The organism is Caproicibacterium sp. BJN0003 (assembly GCF_026314295.1).
GTDB lineage: Bacteria > Bacillota > Clostridia > Oscillospirales > Acutalibacteraceae > Caproicibacterium.
This window is the reverse complement of record NZ_CP111108.1, coordinates 2,081,488-2,101,587: the sequence shown is the minus strand read 5'-3', so window position 1 is coordinate 2,101,587 and position 20,100 is coordinate 2,081,488. Positions and strand designations below refer to the sequence as shown.

20 protein-coding genes are annotated in these 20,100 nt (G+C 44.1%); 11 read left to right on the top strand and 9 right to left on the bottom strand.

The features are described from left to right. Positions 1-322: 322 nt before the first annotated feature. Positions 323-1,708 carry a TrpB-like pyridoxal phosphate-dependent enzyme gene (locus tag OP489_RS10550; protein WP_266161935.1) on the top strand — a complete coding sequence of 462 codons (1,386 nt, stop codon included), beginning with the start codon at positions 323-325 and terminating at the stop codon, positions 1,706-1,708. A gap of 173 nt (positions 1,709-1,881) precedes the next feature. Here the strand turns inward: OP489_RS10550 and OP489_RS10545 are convergent, their stop codons facing one another. The 6 genes from OP489_RS10545 to OP489_RS10520 form a co-directional block, all read right to left on the bottom strand. Beyond that, the gene (locus OP489_RS10545) at positions 1,882-2,667 is read right to left on the bottom strand and encodes a serine hydrolase (protein ID WP_266161934.1); all 786 of its coding nucleotides are present in this window, start codon (positions 2,665-2,667) and stop codon (positions 1,882-1,884) included. A gap of 125 nt (positions 2,668-2,792) precedes the next feature. Continuing rightward, positions 2,793-3,971: a DUF819 family protein gene (locus OP489_RS10540; RefSeq protein WP_266161933.1), complete on the bottom strand. Its 1,179-nt coding sequence runs from the start codon at positions 3,969-3,971 to the stop codon at positions 2,793-2,795. Positions 3,972-4,139: 168 nt separating this feature from the next. After that, positions 4,140-5,243 carry a dipeptide epimerase gene (locus OP489_RS10535; RefSeq protein WP_266161932.1) on the bottom strand — a complete coding sequence of 368 codons (1,104 nt, stop codon included), beginning with the start codon at positions 5,241-5,243 and terminating at the stop codon, positions 4,140-4,142. A 15-nt stretch (positions 5,244-5,258) separates the two neighbouring features. Continuing rightward, complete coding sequence (gene pepV, locus OP489_RS10530; protein WP_266161931.1) at positions 5,259-6,629, bottom strand: dipeptidase PepV; 1,371 nt, start codon at positions 6,627-6,629, stop codon at positions 5,259-5,261. A gap of 162 nt (positions 6,630-6,791) precedes the next feature. Next, positions 6,792-7,112 (bottom strand): DUF3870 domain-containing protein, encoded by a 321-nt coding sequence (locus tag OP489_RS10525; protein ID WP_266161930.1) that lies wholly within the window; start codon positions 7,110-7,112, stop codon positions 6,792-6,794. Positions 7,113-7,192: 80 nt separating this feature from the next. Then, on the bottom strand, positions 7,193-8,611 hold the full coding sequence (locus OP489_RS10520; protein WP_266161929.1) for an alanine/glycine:cation symporter family protein: 1,419 nt from the start codon (positions 8,609-8,611) through the stop codon (positions 7,193-7,195). A gap of 383 nt (positions 8,612-8,994) precedes the next feature. On the opposite strand from OP489_RS10520, the gene OP489_RS10515 reads away from it, so the two are divergent. The 9 genes from OP489_RS10515 to OP489_RS10475 all read left to right on the top strand — a co-directional run bounded on the left by OP489_RS10515 (position 8,995) and on the right by OP489_RS10475 (position 15,222). After that, positions 8,995-10,275 (top strand): dihydroorotase, encoded by a 1,281-nt coding sequence (locus OP489_RS10515; RefSeq protein ID WP_266161928.1) that lies wholly within the window; start codon positions 8,995-8,997, stop codon positions 10,273-10,275. A gap of 39 nt (positions 10,276-10,314) precedes the next feature. Beyond that, the gene (pyrF, locus tag OP489_RS10510; RefSeq protein WP_266163529.1) at positions 10,315-11,247 is read left to right on the top strand and encodes an orotidine-5'-phosphate decarboxylase; all 933 of its coding nucleotides are present in this window, start codon (positions 10,315-10,317) and stop codon (positions 11,245-11,247) included. Continuing rightward, positions 11,244-11,999 carry a dihydroorotate dehydrogenase electron transfer subunit gene (locus tag OP489_RS10505; protein ID WP_266161927.1) on the top strand — a complete coding sequence of 252 codons (756 nt, stop codon included), beginning with the start codon at positions 11,244-11,246 and terminating at the stop codon, positions 11,997-11,999. Before pyrF ends, OP489_RS10505 begins: the two co-directional genes overlap by 4 nt. Continuing rightward, the gene (locus OP489_RS10500; RefSeq protein WP_266161926.1) at positions 11,996-12,910 is read left to right on the top strand and encodes a dihydroorotate dehydrogenase; all 915 of its coding nucleotides are present in this window, start codon (positions 11,996-11,998) and stop codon (positions 12,908-12,910) included. The genes OP489_RS10505 and OP489_RS10500 overlap by 4 nt, the downstream gene beginning before the upstream one ends. Beyond that, positions 12,904-13,587, top strand: coding sequence for a histidine phosphatase family protein (locus OP489_RS10495; RefSeq protein ID WP_266161925.1), 684 nt, complete (start codon positions 12,904-12,906; stop codon positions 13,585-13,587). The genes OP489_RS10500 and OP489_RS10495 overlap by 7 nt, the downstream gene beginning before the upstream one ends. Then, complete coding sequence (gene ruvX, locus OP489_RS10490) at positions 13,584-13,994, top strand: Holliday junction resolvase RuvX (protein WP_266161924.1); 411 nt, start codon at positions 13,584-13,586, stop codon at positions 13,992-13,994. Before OP489_RS10495 ends, ruvX begins: the two co-directional genes overlap by 4 nt. A gap of 69 nt (positions 13,995-14,063) precedes the next feature. Next, entirely contained in the window at positions 14,064-14,333 is a 270-nt protein-coding gene (locus OP489_RS10485; RefSeq protein ID WP_266161923.1) for an autorepressor SdpR family transcription factor, read from the top strand. Then, positions 14,330-14,980: an SdpI family protein gene (locus OP489_RS10480; protein ID WP_266161922.1), complete on the top strand. Its 651-nt coding sequence runs from the start codon at positions 14,330-14,332 to the stop codon at positions 14,978-14,980. Before OP489_RS10485 ends, OP489_RS10480 begins: the two co-directional genes overlap by 4 nt. A gap of 17 nt (positions 14,981-14,997) precedes the next feature. Beyond that, positions 14,998-15,222 carry a hypothetical protein gene (locus OP489_RS10475; RefSeq protein WP_266161921.1) on the top strand — a complete coding sequence of 75 codons (225 nt, stop codon included), beginning with the start codon at positions 14,998-15,000 and terminating at the stop codon, positions 15,220-15,222. 89 nt (positions 15,223-15,311) lie between these two features. Here the strand turns inward: OP489_RS10475 and nifU are convergent, their stop codons facing one another. The 3 genes from nifU to rnhA all read right to left on the bottom strand — a co-directional run bounded on the left by nifU (position 15,312) and on the right by rnhA (position 17,683). Next, the gene (gene nifU, locus OP489_RS10470) at positions 15,312-15,758 is read right to left on the bottom strand and encodes a Fe-S cluster assembly scaffold protein NifU (protein WP_266161919.1); all 447 of its coding nucleotides are present in this window, start codon (positions 15,756-15,758) and stop codon (positions 15,312-15,314) included. 66 nt (positions 15,759-15,824) lie between these two features. Next, the gene (gene nifS / locus OP489_RS10465; protein WP_266161918.1) at positions 15,825-17,027 is read right to left on the bottom strand and encodes a cysteine desulfurase NifS; all 1,203 of its coding nucleotides are present in this window, start codon (positions 17,025-17,027) and stop codon (positions 15,825-15,827) included. A gap of 206 nt (positions 17,028-17,233) precedes the next feature. Further along, positions 17,234-17,683, bottom strand: coding sequence for a ribonuclease HI (gene rnhA / locus OP489_RS10460; RefSeq protein ID WP_266161916.1), 450 nt, complete (start codon positions 17,681-17,683; stop codon positions 17,234-17,236). A gap of 393 nt (positions 17,684-18,076) precedes the next feature. On the opposite strand from rnhA, the gene OP489_RS10455 reads away from it, so the two are divergent. After that, positions 18,077-20,068: a ribonuclease J gene (locus OP489_RS10455; RefSeq protein ID WP_416232479.1), complete on the top strand. Its 1,992-nt coding sequence runs from the start codon at positions 18,077-18,079 to the stop codon at positions 20,066-20,068. The last annotated feature ends 32 nt before the right edge of the window (positions 20,069-20,100 follow it).

Genomic DNA, 20,100 nt, shown 5'->3' with positions numbered 1-20,100 from the left:
GGAAGGGTAAGTAAGCCTTATTAAGATCTTGTTTCAGAAAGCCGCTGATGATGGGAATGCGGTACGGATCATAAGCACTGAATGGCCTTCTGAGGGCAAACCGAACAAAATAGTAGGGGAGCCGGAGTCAGAATCTCCGTTAAAAAAATTCAGCATATTTTTTGTATGCGTTGAGTGGGTATTGAAAAATACCAAGCTGGGTGGTACCGCAGAAGTGATGATCTAAGCACTTTCTGTCCCTGCAAAATTTGCAGGGGTGGAGAGTGCTTTTTTATATTATATCTATCTGTCCCTGCAGAAAAATTTGAAAGGAGCAAATGTCATGAAAGAGCAAAAGATTCCCTACAAAATTTATTTAAAGGAAGATCAAATCCCGAAGGCTTGGTATAACGTGCGGGCAGATATGAAGAATAAGCCCGCCCCGCTTTTGAATCCGGGAACGCACCAGCCGATGAAAGCGGAAGAATTGGAACATGTTTTCTGCAAAGATCTGGTTTCTCAGGAACTTGATAATGATGATTCCTATATTCCGATTCCGCAGGAAATTCAGGACTTTTACAAGATGTATCGTCCGTCGCCTCTGGTACGTGCTTATTGCCTGGAAGAAAAACTTCAGACGCCGGCAAAAATCTATTATAAATTTGAAGGGAACAATACTTCCGGTTCCCACAAACTGAATTCTGCAATCGCACAGGCTTACTATGCAAAAAAGCAGGGCTTAAAGGGTGTTACGACAGAAACCGGAGCCGGGCAGTGGGGCACTGCTCTTTCAATGGCTTGTGCTTATCTTGGCCTTGACTGTAAAGTCTATATGGTAAAGGTCAGCTATGAGCAGAAGCCATTCCGCAGAGAAGTCATGAGAACTTATGGCGCGTCGGTGACCCCCAGTCCTTCTATGGATACAGCGGTGGGCAGAAAAATTTTACAGGAACACCCAGGAACAACCGGAAGCCTTGGCTGTGCAATTTCCGAAGCGGTCGAATATGCGACAACTCATGAAGGCTACCGCTATGTGCTCGGTTCAGTGCTGAATCAGGTACTGCTCCATCAGTCGGTGATTGGCTTGGAGACAAAAACAGCGATGGATGAGTATGGAATTGTTCCGGATGTCATTATTGGCTGCGCAGGCGGCGGTTCAAACTTGGGAGGCCTTATTTCGCCCTTTATGGGAGAAAAACTCCGCGGAGAAAAAGATTATCAGTTTATTGCGGTGGAACCTGCTTCCTGTCCTTCTTTTACCAGAGGAAAGTTTGCCTATGATTTCTGCGATACCGGAATGGTATGTCCGCTTGCCAAAATGTATACGCTGGGCAGTAATTTTATTCCGAGCCCAAATCATGCAGGCGGTCTTCGGTATCATGGAATGAGCCCGATCCTTTCAGAGTTGTATCATGAGGGATTGATTAAGGCGCGAACGGTTGAACAGACATCTGTCTTTGAAGCGGCGGAACAATTTGCCCGCGTTGAAGGGATTTTACCTGCGCCGGAATCCAGTCATGCAATTAAGGTAGCTATTGACGAAGCGTTAAAATGCAAAGAAACCGGCGAAGAAAAAACGATTCTTTTTGGCCTCACTGGTACCGGATATTTTGATATGGTTGCTTATGAGCAGTTTAATGACGGCAAAATGGGCGATTCGATTCCTACGGATCAAGACCTGCAGGAGGGATTCTCCAGAATTCCCCAGTTTCCAGGGAATGAATTCTAATTGAGAATCATTCGGACTCATTTGTTATAAAATTTATAAAGATTAAACCAGTGAGAAGTTCCATTTGGAATCTTCTCACTGGTTTTTTATGGGGCTTAAAAGGAAGGACAGTTTACATAATTCCGAATAAAAGAGTTGTATAAATAAAAGTAACTGCAACTAGAGGATGGTTTTCAGCAAATCGCTTGGTAAACGATCCACGAAATTTTGCCGATTGCTTCTCTGCCGTCTTTGTTGGTAGGCATTTCATTTGTCAGCACAACTAATATGTAGGGATGTTTGGGGAGAAGAAAGATTCCACCATCGTTTTCCAAACAATCAAGATCTCCGCATTTATGGGCGATTTCTAATTCTTCCGGAAGATAAAGCTGCAGCCGATTAGACTGCTGCTGCTGTTTTAAAATATCCAGCATCATTTTAGAAGATTCCTTGTCGATGCAGGTGCCCTCATAAATACTTTTAAAAATATCCTTAATGTCTTCGGCACAGATATAATTGTCAGAACCGGCTTTTTGGGCTTTGCTGTCCATCATTTTACGTCCTAAGTGTGCTTGTTTGAGGTGCATGGTCTGTGCCATTTGATTGATGGATGCCATGCTAAGAAAATCGATTAGAATATTCGTTGCTTCATTGTCGCTGATAATAATCATTAATGTGAGGAGTTCTTTAAGGGTAAAGGAGTGCCCAGGTTCTAATGCTTTTAAAATGCCGTCACCGCCTGTTTTCATTTGAGCGGTTACTTTGATTTTGTTTTCCAGAGAGAGATCCCCTAAATGAATGCGGCGCATAAGTTCTGCCATGATTACCAGCTTGATTGTGCTCGCAGAAAGCATCTTTTTTTCTCCGTCGATTGAAAAACCAGATTTTTCATTCAAGTCGTAAAAGGAAACCGCAATGTTTCCACTTTGCGTTTTGATAAAAGCTTCGATTTCCTTTTTAAGTATTTCCTGTGCAGTCATTTGCGCAATTCCTCCTTTCTGTAAAATTTTTATAAAGCTTTTGCAAAACAAAGAAATACCCTTTACTGAGTGAACCGTAAAGGGCATTTCTTATTACAAAATCAAATGGTATCTTGCTAAAAACGTTAAGCCATAAGATGCAGAACTGCGCCGGCACCCAAGCCACAGAAATTGCCGACTGCAGCGCCGAGAACACCCATTAAAACACCGATGCCTGCATAGGACGGATTATATGCAGAGGCGACAATCGGAGCGGAAGCGGCGCCGCCGATGTTTGCAAGTGAGGCTGTAGAAACCATGCACAGGTCCCAATGAAATGCTTTGGAAAGCAGGAACATGAGAACCACATGCACAACCAGAATGAAAACGCCATAGACGACCCACATTGGAGCGGAAAGCAGATCTACAACTGAAGCAGTAGAAGCTAGAAGGGAAACAACTGCATACAGATAAACATTCGAGAGTTCTTCCACAGCTGGCAGCTTGCCAAGTGGGGTGAGGGCACAAATAAGGCCCAAAATTGTGACGAATACAGTTGTCAGGGTACCTTTGTCGAACATCCCCAACCCTACGGATTTTAGAGCGCCATTCAGTGAGGTACCGACTACCTGAGAGAGTGCGGAGACCATTAGAGATAAGCCGATTAGGAAGATCCAATCATTGGCATTAGCACTTTTTTTGCCTTTTGCAACTTCAGCATTAGCGGCATCAGCAACAGCCTGAAGTTTGGAAGTATCTGCTTTAACTGTATTGTTCCACTTACTTGCATAACGAACGGCCAGCAAAAGAAGTGCAATCCATACGGAATAGCAGACCGTATCCAGAGCCAGAGCACAGCTGTAAGCACCTGCATCTACCGGCAAAGCGGCCTGCATAGCCGCCATGTTTGCAGAACCGCCAACCCAGGAAGCATACAGTGACGCAACAGCACCCCATGTGTCACTGCCAAGTGTGCCTTTAAAGATTGGGTAGCCGACAACAAAGCCGACGAACAAAGTTATGGAGCAGCCAAAGAATATGGCCACCATGCGACCACCGAGTTTTGCAAGCTTACGGAAGTCACAGCGCAGCAGCATGACGAAAATCATAGCATACAGCAAATTGTTCTTTAAAGCCGAATAGGTTGCGGTACAAGCATCGGATTTATAAAGTCCCATGGTGCAGAATACCATGTTGAGCACGTAAATCCAAACAAGCGGCGGGACGTAATTAAAGACTTTCCATTTGCCGTATTTTTCCGCAGCCAATAAAGCACCAGCAATAAACATTAAAAATGCTATGTAAGTAAAGCCGTCTGTAATCATTTTTTTCTCCCCTTTATAATCGTTTTAGTTTAGGAATAAAAAGCGAATATGGTTTAGCTATCGAACCATACGCACAGGATTTTGAACAAAGCATTGAGACTTTCCATGATTTTAACATTCTAAGATGCTCCTCCTTTCGTAATTTTGTTAGTCTCATGCAGTTCAAAATCAATTGGTTCTTTCATTAAGATAGCGCAGACCGTGAATTCCTTTGATTCCCAGTCCCGGCTCATTAGAGACAGTGATTTCTTTTTCATCAAATACAGCGCCGCCAATAATAGGATCTTCGCTGCAGAGAACAGGACCGTCGAGGTCAATCTTAGTGATAATTTTCTTTGCACAGGCAAGATGAATCGCGGCGTTTACACTGATCTTTGCTTCCAGCATGCAGCCGATCATGCACTCTACGCCATATACTTCGGCTGCCGAAACAATTTTTAGCGCGTTATAGATGCCGCCGCATTTCATCAGTTTAATATTGACAAGATCGGCAGCTCCCATCTGCATGATCTTAAGCGCATCTGCGGGAGAAAAGACGCTTTCATCTGCCAAAACCGGTACATAGGAACGGTCTGTCACATATTTAAGACCTTCAAAATCAAGTGCTTTCACCGGCTGTTCTACAAATTCGATATCCAACCCTTTATCCTGCATTTCATTTAAAATCCGTACAGCCTGTTTTGGACTCCATGCCTGATTTGCATCGATACGAATGCAGGTTTTATTTCCAACCGCTTTTCGGACAGCCATTAGACGCTCCACATCGAGAGAAGGATTGGAGCCTACTTTGATTTTTAAGGTATCGTAGCCGCGCTCAATGGCATTTATCGCATCTCTTGCCATTTCTTCCGGATCGTTTACGCTGATAGTAATATCGGTTATGAGCTTGTTCCGGCTGCCGCCCAGAAGCTTATAAACGGGAATCTTGTAAAGCTGCCCGTAAAGGTCCCACAGTGCCATATCGGCGGCGGCTTTTGCACCGGTGTTTTTTACAATGCAGCCGTTTAGTGCCTTTAAGTTATCCTCCAGATTGTCAATATCACGGCCCATCAGCGTTTTAATGATGTGATCTTTCATAGCCCCAATGATTGCTCCGGTCGTGTCGCCCGTGATGACGCCTGTCGGTGGTGCTTCGCCATATCCTACAGCACCGGTATCGGTGTGAATCTCCATAATGACGTCTTCTACACTGTTGACGGAACGCAGTGCGGTTTTAAATGGGACCCGCAGGGGAACAGAAAGAATGCCTAATTTCACTTCGGTAATTTTCATATAAATTCTCCTTCCTTATTTGGCTAATTCATACATCGCTGCTGCGATGATTTTACAGTTTTGAACGAGGCGGCTGATTTCCATAAATTCATCGGGCTTATGTTCCCGCACTTCATCTCCCGGGAAGATCGGACCAAAGGCAAGTGTATTTGGGATCGTTTTTGCATAGGTACCGCCGCCGATACATTTTGGTTTTGCATCCTGCCCGGTTTGCTGCCGATAGACTTTCAAAAGTTTCTGAACTAGTTCTGAATCCGGCGCCATGTAAAGACTCTTTTTATGGACAAGAGAAGTGCGCTCAAAACCTGCTTCTGCGAAAGCTTTTTCTACAATTGGACCGCAGTCATCGAAACTCTTTGAGACCGGATAACGATAATTGATTTTTACATAAATTTTATGCTCGTCTCCTGAAACAATGCCTAAATTAAAGGTGAGCGGACCGGAATCCTGATCTTCCATTGCAATTTTGAGGGATTTTCCATCGCATTCCATGCCAATCTTTTTAGCGAGAAACTGAATTGCTTGCGCGATATCCCCAGTAAGAGGAAGATGGCTTAACGAAAGCATGAGTCGACCGATCGCATTTTCTCCTTCCCATGGAGTGCCGCCGTGGGCACCGATTCCGGCAGCTTCTATTCTAAATCCGGTATCAGTGCGGAAGACAGTCACCTTCTCTTCTTTTAAAGCCAATGCTTTTTGGGTAAGTATAGGAGAACATGTAAATTCAGCCACTGCATGATTAGGAACAATATTGTGTGCGGTGCCGCCCTGCAGATGGAGAAGTTTGATATTACCGCTTTGCGTGAGCTTTTTTGTATATTCTTCGGTAATTAATCCCTTTTCGCCGTTAATTACAGGATATTCACCGTCAGGAGTAAATCCCATTACCGGGATTTCTCCACCGTTTTTGATGTAGAACTTCATATCGGCACTGCCGGTTTCTTCATTTGCACCAAATAAAATTCGGATGCGGTGCTTGAGGGGAAGACCGGATGCTTTGATTGCTTTGAGTGCATAGAGTGCTGCTATCGTGGGGCCTTTATCGTCCATAGAACCTCTGCCGTAAATCTTTCCATTTGTTACCCGACCTTCATAAGGGGGAATGCTCCAACCTTCTCCTTCTGGGACTACATCGAGGTGTCCTAGAACAGCTACCATCTTTGGGCCGTTTCCATATTCACACCAACCGATGCGATTTTCCCAGTTTTGTATCGAAAAGCCCATATCCTTTGCAAGATTCAGTACGTACTGTAGACATTCCTGCACTTTTTCCCCATATGGATATCCACTTTTATCATCTTCGTATACGCTGCGGATCTGAATACATTTTTGCAGATCTTTGGTGAGAGTATCTTTTTGAGAGTCAATCCAATTGTTTATATTCATGATAATTTCCTCCTAAAAATAAAAATGAAAACCAGCAAGACAGAGCAAAAGAGTTCTGTCTTTGCTGGTTTTCAAAAAGTTTCTAATATGTGTGCGAAGCATATCCGCAAAATGAAGCAGCAAAAATCAAATTTTTTTAATTTAATTTTTTAAATGATGTATTTAGAGTTTTGCTTTTGCAGCTAGATATTTTTTACTGGCATCTTTCATCGAGGCCACTATGGCTTTTTCTGAGGAACCATAATATCGCCTGGTTAGTTCTTTTTCAAGAACAGGCAAGTCGGCGGTAATCGATTTGCCAATAAAAATTTTTTGAATAAAACGTTCTGTCAAATCCAGAGAATGTGTACAGTTCATATCAATAATTTTATCAGTTAGAGGGTCAATTTCAAACACCATGTAAAAAGAACCATATATTTTGGTAATGGCATTTTCTACATTGGTTCTGGCTTCTCCTACAATAAAAAGAGACTGTTTTTCCATAGCCTTTTGCTGACCTCCTTTTTTAAATTATATCTAAAATAGATCATAAAGTCAACTTCATATTGTATGATTTGTGCACTCTATCCATTACATATCACGGTTTCGCTCTCTGATTCTGATTTTTCTAAAGAAATTGCCGTGTGAGGCGTTCTTTGGTGGAAAAAGGTATGCGTTTCGTCGATTACAATATTTCTCAGCCCCAAAAGACCTATTAAATTTGGAAAAGCCATCAAGGCGTTTGTAATATCGGCTAAAAGCCAGATGGGTTCCAAAGAAAGAAAAGGAGCCAGTGCAATCGCAATTAGATAAGCTGCTTTGAAAGGACGGATACATTTAACGCTGTTTGTCAGATAAACCATACAGCGTTCCCCGTAATAAGACCAGCCGATAATTGTAGTAAAGGAGAAGAAGATAATGCCAATTGTAATGAGATATGTTCCGATCCCCGCAGGAAGGCTGCTGTTATAGGCTGCATTGGCAAGCGGACTTCCACTTAGATCCGTGCTGTTAAGCATTCCGCTTGTTAAAATTACAATGCCTGTCATTGTGCAGGTAATAATCGTCGTAAAAAACACACTGGTCATGGCGATCAGTCCTTGGCGTACACAGGAATTGCTTTTAGCCGCTGCAATTACAATAGGAGAAGAACCAAGGCCGGCTTCATTGGTATAGACGCCGCGCGCGACACCAGTACGCATTGAAGTCATGACCGAAATAATGCCGGTGCCTGCCGCACCGCCAAGCATAGCAGTCGGGTGGAATGCACTGTAAAAAATATTGGAAAAAGTTTGCGGAATCATTTCTCGATTCAATATGATTATAATCAAAGATCCGAAAATATAGAACCCGGCCATAAACGGCACTACAAATTCTGCTACTTTCGAAATAGAACCGATACCGCCTAGAATAACGGCGGCGACTGCTATGGTAATAATAAGACCGCTGATCCAAACCGGAGTTCCGAATGAATCATGCACGGATTCCGTGATGGCGTTAACCTGCGGAAAGGTGCCGCAGCCTAATAGAGCGGTAATTGATCCAAATAATGCAAACATTTTTGCAAGCCAAATCCACTTTTCTCCAAGCCCGTTTTGAATGTAATACATTGGTCCGCCGGCAATGTGCCCGTTTTCATCAAGAGAACGGTATTTGACTGCAAGCAATCCCTCTGCATATTTAGTGGCCATTCCGACGAAAGCAGAGACCCACATCCAGAACATGGCACCCGGCCCTCCGATTCGCAGCGCTGTTGCTACCCCAACAATACTGCCGGTGCCGATGGTGGCTGCCAGCGTGGTGCAGAGAGAGCCAAAAGCAGAAACATCCCCTGCGCCCTCTTCTTTTTCAAAAATGGCTTTCATCGCACGCGGAAGCTTTATAATTTGCAGAAGATGTAATCGGATTGTAAAATACAGTCCTGTTCCGATTAGTAAAATCAGGGTAGGCGGCCCCCAAACAATGGATTGAATTTGTGTTAAAATGTTCGTGACAGCTTCCATATGCATTTCTCTCTTTTCTGAAATAAAAATAAAAAACCAGCAAAGAAAAAGCAGGAAGACTTTTTCTTTGCTGGTTTTCATTTTTGAAACATAAGAGTAACCTTATGGCGTTTATTAAATGAAGCAGCCGATTGCTAAGATGGCTTTATTATTGTTCTGCAATATCTTTTTGTCAAGAGGAAAGTATAATATTTGTAATAAATTATAAACAATAAAAGAAATTTATAGGCAATATGACAAACTCACAAAAATAAATTTTTGAAGAGTGAGGTACTTTAAAGTAGGAAGGAATTTCATAGAAAAATCTCTGTAAAAAAAGCTACAAATATAGTATAATAAAAAGAAAATTCAAGAGAAGTTTTAAGTTAGAACAGGAGAATCTCATGGAACTGCTTTTTATCAATGCACACTTGATGGATCCTGCTGCCGGATTGGATCAAATAGGGAGTCTTCTCTGTAGGGACGGCAGGATTGCCGCGCTCTGTAAAGAAGCTGATCAGACGGCCTCAGAAAAGGCAGAACGAATTGATTGCAAAGGACTGATTCTTTCTCCGGGACTAGTTGATATGCATGTTCATTTGAGAGATCCCGGATTTACGGAGAAAGAAGATATTTTGTCCGGCTGCCATGCTGCTGCAGCGGGTGGGGTAACGAGTCTTTTATGTATGCCCAATACAAATCCGGCACTTGATTCACCGGAAACGATTCAATATGTTTTGCAGAAAGCAGAAAAAGCAGATGCGCATGTTTATCCGGCGGGCGCAATCAGCCAAGGACTGAAAGGAGAGCTTCCAACCGATCTTGCAGCTTTAAAAAAGGCCGGAGCAATCGCATTTTCTGATGATGGAAGGCCTGTCCTTCATACTTCGATGATGGCGTCTGCCATGCAGGAGGCTAAAAAGCTCAGAGTCCCTATTTTAGCACATTGTGAAGATCTCGATGTTACGAAAAATGGGAAAATCAATGAGGGGACTGTTTCAAAAGAACTGGGCGTTCCGGGAATCCCACGTGCAGCAGAAGACTGTGGAACTGCAAGGGAATTAGCACTGGCAGCTGCTTATGAAGTCGGTGTGCATATCTGTCATGTCAGTACCAAGGAGAGCGTTTCTCTGATTCGGGATTATCAAAGAAGGGGAATTCCCGTTACCTGCGAAACGGCACCGCATTATTTTGCACTGACCGAGGAGGAACTCCTAAAAAAAGATGCAGATGCGCGGATGAGTCCGCCGCTTCGAACAGAAAAGGACCGTCTGGCAATTATAAAGGGGTTGCAAGATGGAACAATTGCAGTCATTGCAACCGATCATGCACCACATACTCCGCAGGAGAAAGCGGACTTTTTAAAGGCGCCCAATGGAGCGGTCGGGATGGAAACGAGTCTTGCAGCCGGGATCACTTATCTTGTGAGACCGGGATTTCTTTCCATGATGCAGCTTTTGGAGAAGATGAGTACGATTCCGGCAAAAATTCTGCATTTGCCTGCGGGGACTCTGGCAGTTGGAGCGCCTGCCGACCTGACCCTTTTCGATCCGGATTTTTGCTGGCAGGTAGATCCGAATTTCCTGCACGGGAAAAGCCGAAATGCGGTATTTAAAGGAAAAACGCTTTTTGGAAAGGTACAGTGTACTTTTTTGAATGGAAAATGTGTATTTATAAATTCATAAGAAATTATTTTTCCCGAAATCGGAAAATTCAAAGGAGCGATAATAATGGATAGACTGATCGACGCAATCGTTGCAAAACAAAATCCGACGGTAGCAGGGCTTGATCCTAAATTGAGCTATATTCCGGATTTTATTAAAGTTGCCTCTTTTTCCAAATACGGAAAGAATTTAGAGGGAGCGGCAGATGCAATTCTGCAGTTTAATCGCGGATTGATTGATGCAATTTCTCCGATTGTTCCGGCGGTCAAGCCTCAGTGTGCCTATTATGAACAATATGGCTGGCAGGGAATGAGAGCACTTTATGAGACCATTCGATATGCGCAGGGAAAAGGTTTGTTTGTTATTACAGACGGAAAAAGGAATGATATCGGAACAACCATGGAAGCGTATGCAAAAGCACATCTTGGGGTTGTCGGGGTAGAGGGAGAATTGGTTCCAGCCTTTGACAGCGACGCTTTGACAGTGAACCCCTATTTGGGTGCGGACGGAATCAAGCCACTTCTGTCGGTCTGTGAGGAGCGTGATCGTGACGTCTTTGTCCTGATTAAAACCAGTAATCCTTCCTCTGGTGAGTTGCAGGATCAAAAACTGGAAACAGGGAAGACCCTCTATTTGACAGTTGGAACGCTCTGTGAAAAATGGGGTGCTGAAACGATTGGAAAGTATGGTTATAGCAGAGTTGGCGGCGTTGTGGGCGCGACTTATCCTGCGCAGCTTTCAGAACTGCGCAAAAAACTTCCCCATACCTTTTTCCTTGTCCCGGGATATGGTGCGCAAGGCGGCGGGGCCAAAGACGTTGCACCTGCTTTTGACGAAAAAGGGCTTGGAGCGATCGTCAACGCTTCCAGAAGCATTATGACTGCATGGCAGCAGACCAGTGCAGAAGAACAATATTTTGCAAAAGCAGCGGCACGGGAAGCGATGCGCATGAAAGAGGATATCCTTTCTCAGATCGGAGAAATCAAAGCATGAAGTATGATGTTTGGCATGGGACCGTTATTCGGAAAGAAGTACTGACACAGGACATTTTTGATTTTACCGTAAAGGCTCCAACATTGGTCCCTATGGTAAAACCAGGACAGTTTGCAAATATTTTGGTGCCGAATAAAATTCTGCGCCGGCCAATCTCAATTTGCAGTGCCGAGAATGGCCTTTTGCGCTTCGTTTTTCAGATCCGTGGAGAAGGGACCCAACTCCTTTCCCGTTTTCAAGTAGGGGATACGCTCGACTTTTTGGCTCCGTTGGGGAATGGATTTCCGGTGGAAGATCTTCAGAAAAAAGCCATCTTCGTTGGGGGCGGAATCGGAGTTCCTCCACTTTTGGGACTTGCACAGAAATACGGAAAAAACGGGACAGCCGCTTTGGGGTTCCGCTCTAAAGAAGCAGTGATTCTGGAAAAGGAGTTTGCCGCCGCAGGGAGCACTGTCAAAATTGCAACAGATGACGGCAGCTTTGGTCATCATGGGTTTGCTGCTGATTTTTTGAAGGAAACTTCGTTTGATATTTGTTATGCTTGTGGCCCAAAACCAATGCTGAAAGCAGTATCAGAATTATGTAAACAAATGAACAAGCCATGCTGGATTTCTTTGGAAGAACGCATGGCTTGCGGAATAGGTGCATGTCTTGGTTGTGCAGTCCAGCTTAAGAGAGCAAACGGAGAAAGCTATTATGGTCATGTCTGTAAAGATGGGCCGGTCTTTTCCTCAGAGGAGGTGGTTCTGTGAGTGAACGTCTGCATGTAAACATTGCGGGGATTGATTTTGAAAATCCTCTGATTGCAGCTTCCGGCACTTTCGGGTTCGGGCGGGAATTTGCAGAGTTTTATCCGTTAAAAACGTTTGGAGGAATTTCCTGTAAAGGGCTTACGTTAAAGGAACGTGCGGGAAATTTACCCCCGAGAATTGCGGAAACGCCCAGCGGAATCCTTAATTCCGTCGGACTTCAGAATCCGGGCGTAGAGCATTTTATTCGGGAAGATCTGCCATGGATCAGGCAGCAGGGAACCGTTATCATTGCAAATATTGCGGGGAGTACAGTGGACGATTATTGTCAAATGGCACAGCGTCTTTCCCAAACGGAAGTCGATTTGATCGAGCTCAATATTTCCTGTCCGAACGTTAAAGAAGGCGGAGCAGCTTTTGGAACTTCCTGCGAAAGTGTAGAGAAAATTACAAAAGCGGTGCGAGCGTTTTGCAAAAAGCCGCTGATCGTAAAGCTTTCACCTAACGTCTCAAATATTGCAGATATCGCTGCAGCAGCAGAGTCAAGCGGCGCTGATGCAATTTCTTTGATCAACACCCTTACCGGAATGCGGATCGATTTAAAGACCCGTCGTCCGATTCTGCACAATAATACCGGAGGATTAAGCGGCCCGGCTGTTTTTCCGATCGCGGTGCGAATGGTCTTTGAGGTGGCTTCTCGAGTGAAAATTCCGGTAATCGGCCTAGGAGGAATCACTTCCTGGCAGGATGTGGTCGAGATGTTCCTTGCAGGTGCATCCGCGGTTCAGATTGGAACAATTTTGTTTCATGATCCTTATGCGCCCATAAAGATTTTGGAAGGACTCGAACAATATCTCAGTAAAAACGGAATTTCTAATATCAGTGAGCTGACCGGGAAGGTGCAGCCATGGTGACAACAGTTTATCTAATTCGGCACTGCGAGGCACAGGGCAATACGAATGGTACTTTTCAGGGGCATACAGACTGTGATGTCAGCGGAAATGGAAGAGTACAGCTCGATCTGCTTAGTATTCGCTGCCGCAATCTGCCGCTGGATGCCATTTATTCGAGTCCTCTAAAACGTGCTTACTGTACAGCAGAGGCTGTCGGTCGGTATCATAAGCTCAAAATTCAGACAGATCCCCGCTTGGAAGAAATTAACGGAGGCGACTGTGAAGGAACCAAATGGAATGATTTTTCCAAGAATTTTCCGCAGCAGAACCAAGAGTGGTATCAGACACCGTGGGAATTTGCGGCGCCTCATGGCGAAACCATGCGGCAGGTTTATGATAGAACTTGGCAGGCAATGGAAGACATTGTGGATAAAAATCAAGGAAAAACCATTGCAGTCGTTTCTCATGGCTGCGCAATCCGTAATCTTCTTTGCCATGCAATGGGAAAAAAGCTAGAGCAGATCAACGATGTGGATTGGTGCGATAATACGGCCGTCAGCGTTTTGAAGTTTACCTCCCCGAAAGCTCTTCCCAAAATTGTGCTTTTAAATGATGCTTCTCATTTGACTCCGGAAGTTTCTGTCTTTGCACATCAGGGTTGGTGGAAAAAAGAAAATCAGATGGAGGAACCGTCATGAAGATTCTTGCAGTCGATTTGGGACATGCCCGCACAGGCCTTGCGATCTGTGACGAAGGAGAGATCTTAGCTTCTCCTCTGATGGTGCTGCCGTCTTATAACTGGGATAAACTTCTGATTCAAGTTGCAGAACAGGTGGAAAAAACCGGTGCCGGTGCCGTTGTGGTCGGCCTTCCGAAAAACATGGATGGGACAGAGGGCGAAAGCGCTCAGAACGCACGAGATTTTGCTCAGAAACTTTCAAAGCAAATTTCGGTTCCTGTTCATTTGCAGGATGAACGGTGTACAACAATGGTGGCTCATACTTATCTTATCGATACAAATGTACGGGGAAAAAAGCGAAAAGCAGTTGTTGATGCCGTTGCTGCAACGATTATCTTACAGGATTATTTGAGTGCGCATTCTTGACTTTTATACAAAAATTGATATACTGATTATTAGATGGCTATCTAAATGATTAGAAAGAGAGGGTCTAATATGGCGTTTCAAAAAATATTTAAAGCGCTGTCGGATCCCACTCGGCGAGACATTTTGGAGCTGTTGAAAAGTGGCAGCCGGTCAGCTGGTGATATTGGAAATCATTTTGATCTGACAGGCGCTACGGTTTCACATCACCTTGCAATTTTAAAAGAGGCTGATTTGGTTCGGGATAAAAAAGAAGGAAAATTTGTTTATTATGAATTAAATCTAAGTGTCTTTGAAGAATTGATGGCGTGGGTAACCAAATTTACGGGAGAGAAAAAGTGAAACGAATTTTTGAGAAAGATATTTTTGGACTGATTAGTATTGTTTTAATCGGTTTCATAATAGCGGCTGTTTCTTACCCCAGCCTGCCCCAACAGATCCCCATGCACTGGGGTATTACAGGAGAAGTAGATTCAACAGATGGAAAATGGGCCATCTTTTTTTATCCACTTCTTATGTTGGCACTTTTGATTTTTCTTCGGATACTGCCAAAGATTGATCCTAAAAAGGAAAATTATCAAAAATTTGGACGGCAATATAACATCCTCCAATTAGTACTTTGCCTGTTTATGCTGATGATGGAAATTTATGTGATCTTATGGTGTCGCGGCGTGAAATTCGATATGGGAACAGCTGTTATGCTGATTGCAGGATGCTTATTTGTCATTTTGGGAAATTTGATGCCAAAATTTCGTGCTAACTGGTTTTGCGGCATCCGCACGCCGTGGACACTTGCAAATGAAGAGGTTTGGTATTGTACGCATCGTTTTGGTGGAAAGGCCTTTTTCTGTGCTGGTTTTTTGATGATTTTTTCAGCTTTTTTACCTGCCTTTTGGAAAATAGCGGCGTTTGTTGGTGAGGGAATTTTGTTAATTTCCCCGGTCGTCTATTCTTATTTTTGCTATCGGAAGCAGAATCCGAAACCTTAAAGGAAGGGAAGTTAAAAATGGCGCTCGGAATTATTTTAATGGTTCTTGCGGCAGTTTTGTTGATCTTTGCAGGAATGTGCGCAAGGGAAAAAGGACCGCTGTGGTCACTGACCTATTTTTCGGCTTCGGAAAAAGAGCGGGAAGAGCTAAAAACAAAAGAAAATTACCGGCTTTCGGCACTGATTTGCGGCGGAGCAGGAATTGCATTTTTGGTGGTTGCCTGTGTTCTCCTTTTTAGATAAGCAGCGGAACTGCCCAAAGAATGAGTATGGCTAACAAAAAGCAGCCAATCAGTTTTTTGATACTGATTGGCTGCTTTTTAATTTTTAAGTTATTTTGTTGGGACCGAAGTCGGACAAGCACAGGACTCGCATTCCGGAATTTCACCGACGAATGGGGTCGGGTCTACTCCCTTGCGCTTATAGTAGTCGCTGACGGCTGCTTTAATTGCTTGCTCCGCGAGAACAGAACAGTGTACCTTGACCGGCGGAAGTCCATCCAGAGCTTCCATAACTGCCTTGTTTGTTAGCTTCAACGCGTCCCCAATGCTTTTTCCTTTGATCAGTTCTGTTGCCATGCTACTGGTAGCGATTGCTGCTCCACAACCAAAGGTCTTGAATTTCACATCGGTAATAACATCGTTTTCTACTTTAATATACATCCGCATGATATCGCCGCAGCGGGGATTGCCTACTTCACCGATACCGTTTGCGTCTGGAATTTCGCCAACATTGCGTGGATGTGCAAAATGATCCATTACTTTCTCACTGTATGCCATATTGATTCCTCCTAAAATTCGTTTAGAAATATTTTTAGTAAACCGAAACTTTATCTAATAATTTTATTAATCGTAATTGATCGGAAAATGTACTTTTCCTTCTTTCATTTCTTCCCATAGAGGAGAGAAGCTGCGCAGATAGCTGACAATCTGGGGGATTTCTTGGAGTAGAAAATCAACGTCTTCTTCGGTATTCTGGTCGCCGAGAGAAATTCTCAGAGAGCCATGCGCAATCTCATGCGGAAGACCGATCGAAAGAAGTACATGGCTCGGATCCAGACTCCCGGAAGTGCAGGCAGAACCGGAAGAAGCACAGACGCCTCGCAGATCAAGCTGCAGCAGAAGGCTTTCTCCTTCGACACCTTCAAAGCACATGTTTACATTGCCGGGCAGCCGGTGCTCACGATCTCCATTGATGTGGCTGCGCTCAATTTTGAGCAGACCGTCAATCAAACGGTCACGCATCTTGGAGAGACGAACAGCCTTTTCGTCGATATGGTCGCAGGCATTCTTGAGTGCTACGCTCATTCCAACGATTCCAGCAACATTTTCTGTACCGGCACGATGCCCTTTTTCCTGTGCGCCGCCTTCAATCAAGTTCGGCAGAATAATTCCTTTTCTAATATAAAGAGCACCGACACCCTTTGGACCATGGAATTTATGTGCTGAAATGGAGAGCATGTCAATATTCTGTTCTTTTACATCGATATGAATATTTCCTGCAGCCTGTACGGCATCCGTGTGGAAAAGGACACCATGCTTTTTGCAGATCGCGCCGATTTCGGGAATCGGCTGAATTGTGCCGATCTCGTTATTCGCATACATAATTGTGACAAGGGCGGTATCTGGACGAATGGCTGCTTCCAGCTCTTCCGGGCGCACAATCCCGTTGTGATGCACATTCAAATAGGTGACTTCGAATCCTTCCTTTTCCAGGACGGCGCAGGTATGAAGAACTGCATGATGCTCAAATTTACTGGTGATAATATGCTTTTTCCCTTTTTTGGCCATCAGGTGAGCAACTCCTTTGATGGCCCAGTTGTCTGCTTCGCTTCCGCCGGAAGTGAAATAAATTTCATCGGGCTCTGCGTTAAAGCATGCGGCAATGGATGCACGAGCCTCTTCCAGAGCTTTCTTTGCCTTGCGGCCTACGGAATACAGGCTGGAAGCGTTGCCGAATCCTTCAATAAAATACGGCTCCATGGCTTTTAAAGCCTCAGGAGAAACCGGTGTCGTTGCGGAATTATCTACGTAAATTAGTCTGTCCATGTTTCTACCTTCTTCATTTTAAAATTGAGCAGAATTGCTTCTGCAGATCTAACTTGAATTCTTTACGAGATTAATGTACACCATTTTAGTGTACATTTCAAGGGCTTTTTCAAAAAAACCTACTAAAATAATAGAAATATAAAATAAAAATAAAAAAAGACGAAAAATATTTCATCTTTTTAGTATTTTTCTATATTTTTTTGACTTTATTCCTTTTGAGAACGGTATTTAACAGATTGTGCAACTGCCAGTTGATCGCAGCGCTCATTTTCCGGATGGCCAGCATGTCCTTTTACCCAGCAGAAAGTAACCTTGTGGTGCTCTAAAAGCTGCAAAAGCTGTTCCCAAAGGTCAGCGTTGAGAGCCGGCTTTTTATCGGATTTACGCCAGCCGTTCCGCTTCCAAGAACGTGCCCACCCCTTATTGATTCCATCGCAGACGTATCGGCTGTCACTTGTCAGAGTTACAAGACAAGGCTCTTTTAAACAGTGGAGCGCTTCAATTACGCCGGTCAGTTCCATACGATTATTGGTCGTTTGAGCTGCACCGCCGGAGAGCTCTTTTGTCTTTCCATTATAAGAAAGGATGGCACCCCAACCTCCGGGGCCGGGATTGCCGGAACAGGCACCGTCTGTAAAAATCATGACTTCTTTCATAAGATAAGAGGTTCCTTTCAAAATATTAGCAAAACATAAATCAAAACATAAATTTTATTTTTTTATTATAACATGGATTCCAAATTAAATCGATTACTTTTCCCGTTTTGTGGGAATACTCGAAAAAGAGAAATGCGACAGCTTGACACCGTTTTAGAATCCATGTACAATAGTTTCGATATACGTGTTCGGCTTAATTGTATTTTGTGTGAGAAATAAGGAAATTTTGTCTAAAACTTGATATCAAATCCTCTTTGATAAAAGTGGATTTTTTTGTAAGCGTTTTTATTTTATAAAAATTAAAGATAGGGAGCACTTTGTTTTTTCTTGGCACCGGATGCAGGAAAAAATAGGCTCCAAATGGAGGTTTCTTCTGTGATTGAAAAAAAGAATATGCAAAAGCAAACTCCCCTTTATGGGAAGGTGGATGCACAGGCAAAGCCTGCGGACCAGTTTTTAGGGGGAGGAGTTGTTCTGTCTGCTCCGAAGACGGAGACGCCAAAAAAGGCAGAGACGCCCACGAAAGATCAGGCAGCAAAGCAATATCATTATCGCCGTCCGCGCAGACCGGCACAGAAAAAGATTGAACCGGTTGTGAATGGACAGGGAACTGTTCCTTCGGAGCATCGAGCACCGGAAGCTGCACAAAAGCCAAAGAATGTGCAAAATCAAAACACAAAACAGAATACACAGCGCAGCAGAAGGCCACGCACGAATCGTGCAGTGAAACCTTCTATTAAGGTGTATTTTCTTGGTGGACTCAATGAGGTTGGTAAAAACTTTACCCTTTTTGAGTGCGGCGATGACATGATGATCGTAGACTGTGGGATGGCGTTCCCTGATGATGATATGCTGGGCGTCGATTTGGTCCTTCCGGATTTTACGTTCGTGGAGCGCAATGCAGATAAGATCCGGGGAATTGTCGTAACGCACGGACATGAAGATCATATCGGGGGATTTCCTTATTTACTCAAGAAGGTAAATCTGCCGATTTATGCAACACGTTTGACACTGGCCTTAATCGAAGGAAAATTAAAAGAACAAGGCCTTAATAATAAAGTAAAAATGCATGAAACAAAGCCCGGAGACCGGGTAAAGCTCGGCTGTATGGAAGTGGAGTTTATTCACGTTAATCATTCAATTCCAGATGCCGTAGGACTTGCAATTCACTCTCCCGCGGGAACGGTTGTCCATACGGGTGACTTTAAAATCGACTGTACACCGACTTGGGGGGACATGATCGATCTTGGTCGTTTTGCACAGCTTGGTAAGGAGGGCGTCCTTGCACTGCTTGCTGATTCTACCAATGCGGAACGTCCCGGTTTTACGCAGACGGAAAGCCGAATTGCGACTTCTTTTGAGAACCTGTTTCGCCGTGCGGGCAAAAGTCGGATTATTGTGGCCACTTTTGCAAGTAATATCGGCAGAGTACAGCAGATTATTGATTGTGCGGTAAAATATGGCCGTAAAGTGGCGCTTTCCGGACGCAGTATGCTGAATGTGATGGGAATTGGCGTGGAAAAAGGCTATCTCCATGTGCCGGAAGGTGTTTTAATCGATATTGATTTGATTAAAAAATATCCGCCGGAGCAGATTGTTTTGATTACAACCGGCAGTCAAGGCGAGCCTATGAGCGCTTTATCCCGTATGGCATTTGCCGACCACCGCAAGGTGGAAGTAGGGCCTGGGGACTTTATCATTATTTCTGCGCGCCCAATTCCCGGCAATGAAAAATCAGTCGGAAATGTGATCGATGAATTGATGAAACGTGGCTGCGAAGTCGTTTATGAGTCCATGTATGAGATTCATGTTTCCGGTCATGCCTGCCAGGAAGAGCTCAAATTAATGCAGGGCATTGTCAAACCGAAATATTTTATTCCGGTGCATGGGGAGCAGAAAATGCTGCAGAAGCATGCGCGCCTTGCCTATTCTATGGGGAAAACGCCGCAGGAAGTGTGTATTGCGGATATCGGCGATGTTGTGGAAATCAACCAAAACTATATGAAAAAACTGGCACCGGTCCCCGCAGGACGCGTCCTTGTAGATGGGCTTGGCGTAGGGGATGTAGGAAGTATTGTCCTGCGTGACCGTAAACATTTGGCTGAAGATGGACTGATTGTTGTTGTTTGTACAATTTCCGCCGACAGTGGACATGTAGTAGCCGGGCCGGACGTTGTTTCGAGAGGGTTCGTTTATGTCAGAGAAAATGAATCCCTGATGGATGATGCAAAAGATCTTGTTTATTCAGTACTTGAAAATTGTGCCGGAAATGGTATTCGGGACTGGGGAACACTTAAAACGCATATTAAGGATGCTCTTTCCCATTTGCTGTATGACCGTACCCGCCGCAGCCCAATGATTTTGCCGGTAATTATGGAGGTTTGACCTTTTCCTTAAATAAGGTCTGCAAAAAGAGG

Excerpts from the sequence above, each read along its gene's own strand:
- OP489_RS10485 (WP_266161923.1), top strand. The coding sequence starts at position 14,064 with ATGGCGTTTCAAAAAATATTTAAAGCGCTGTCGGATCCCACTCGGCGA.
- OP489_RS10535 (WP_266161932.1), bottom strand. The coding sequence starts at position 5,243 with ATGAAAATTACCGAAGTGAAATTAGGCATTCTTTCTGTTCCCCTGCGG.
- OP489_RS10495 (WP_266161925.1), top strand. The coding sequence starts at position 12,904 with ATGGTGACAACAGTTTATCTAATTCGGCACTGCGAGGCACAGGGCAAT.
- OP489_RS10550 (WP_266161935.1), top strand. The coding sequence starts at position 323 with ATGAAAGAGCAAAAGATTCCCTACAAAATTTATTTAAAGGAAGATCAA.
- rnhA (WP_266161916.1), bottom strand. The coding sequence starts at position 17,683 with ATGAAAGAAGTCATGATTTTTACAGACGGTGCCTGTTCCGGCAATCCC.
- OP489_RS10545 (WP_266161934.1), bottom strand. The coding sequence starts at position 2,667 with ATGACTGCACAGGAAATACTTAAAAAGGAAATCGAAGCTTTTATCAAA.
- nifS (WP_266161918.1), bottom strand. The coding sequence starts at position 17,027 with ATGGACAGACTAATTTACGTAGATAATTCCGCAACGACACCGGTTTCT.
- OP489_RS10520 (WP_266161929.1), bottom strand. The coding sequence starts at position 8,611 with ATGGAAGCTGTCACGAACATTTTAACACAAATTCAATCCATTGTTTGG.
- ruvX (WP_266161924.1), top strand. The coding sequence starts at position 13,584 with ATGAAGATTCTTGCAGTCGATTTGGGACATGCCCGCACAGGCCTTGCG.
- OP489_RS10505 (WP_266161927.1), top strand. The coding sequence starts at position 11,244 with ATGAAGTATGATGTTTGGCATGGGACCGTTATTCGGAAAGAAGTACTG.
- OP489_RS10540 (WP_266161933.1), bottom strand. The coding sequence starts at position 3,971 with ATGATTACAGACGGCTTTACTTACATAGCATTTTTAATGTTTATTGCT.
- OP489_RS10455 (WP_416232479.1), top strand. The coding sequence starts at position 18,077 with ATGCAAAAGCAAACTCCCCTTTATGGGAAGGTGGATGCACAGGCAAAG.
- pepV (WP_266161931.1), bottom strand. The coding sequence starts at position 6,629 with ATGAATATAAACAATTGGATTGACTCTCAAAAAGATACTCTCACCAAA.
- nifU (WP_266161919.1), bottom strand. The coding sequence starts at position 15,758 with ATGGCATACAGTGAGAAAGTAATGGATCATTTTGCACATCCACGCAAT.
- OP489_RS10515 (WP_266161928.1), top strand. The coding sequence starts at position 8,995 with ATGGAACTGCTTTTTATCAATGCACACTTGATGGATCCTGCTGCCGGA.
- OP489_RS10525 (WP_266161930.1), bottom strand. The coding sequence starts at position 7,112 with ATGGAAAAACAGTCTCTTTTTATTGTAGGAGAAGCCAGAACCAATGTA.
- OP489_RS10475 (WP_266161921.1), top strand. The coding sequence starts at position 14,998 with ATGGCGCTCGGAATTATTTTAATGGTTCTTGCGGCAGTTTTGTTGATC.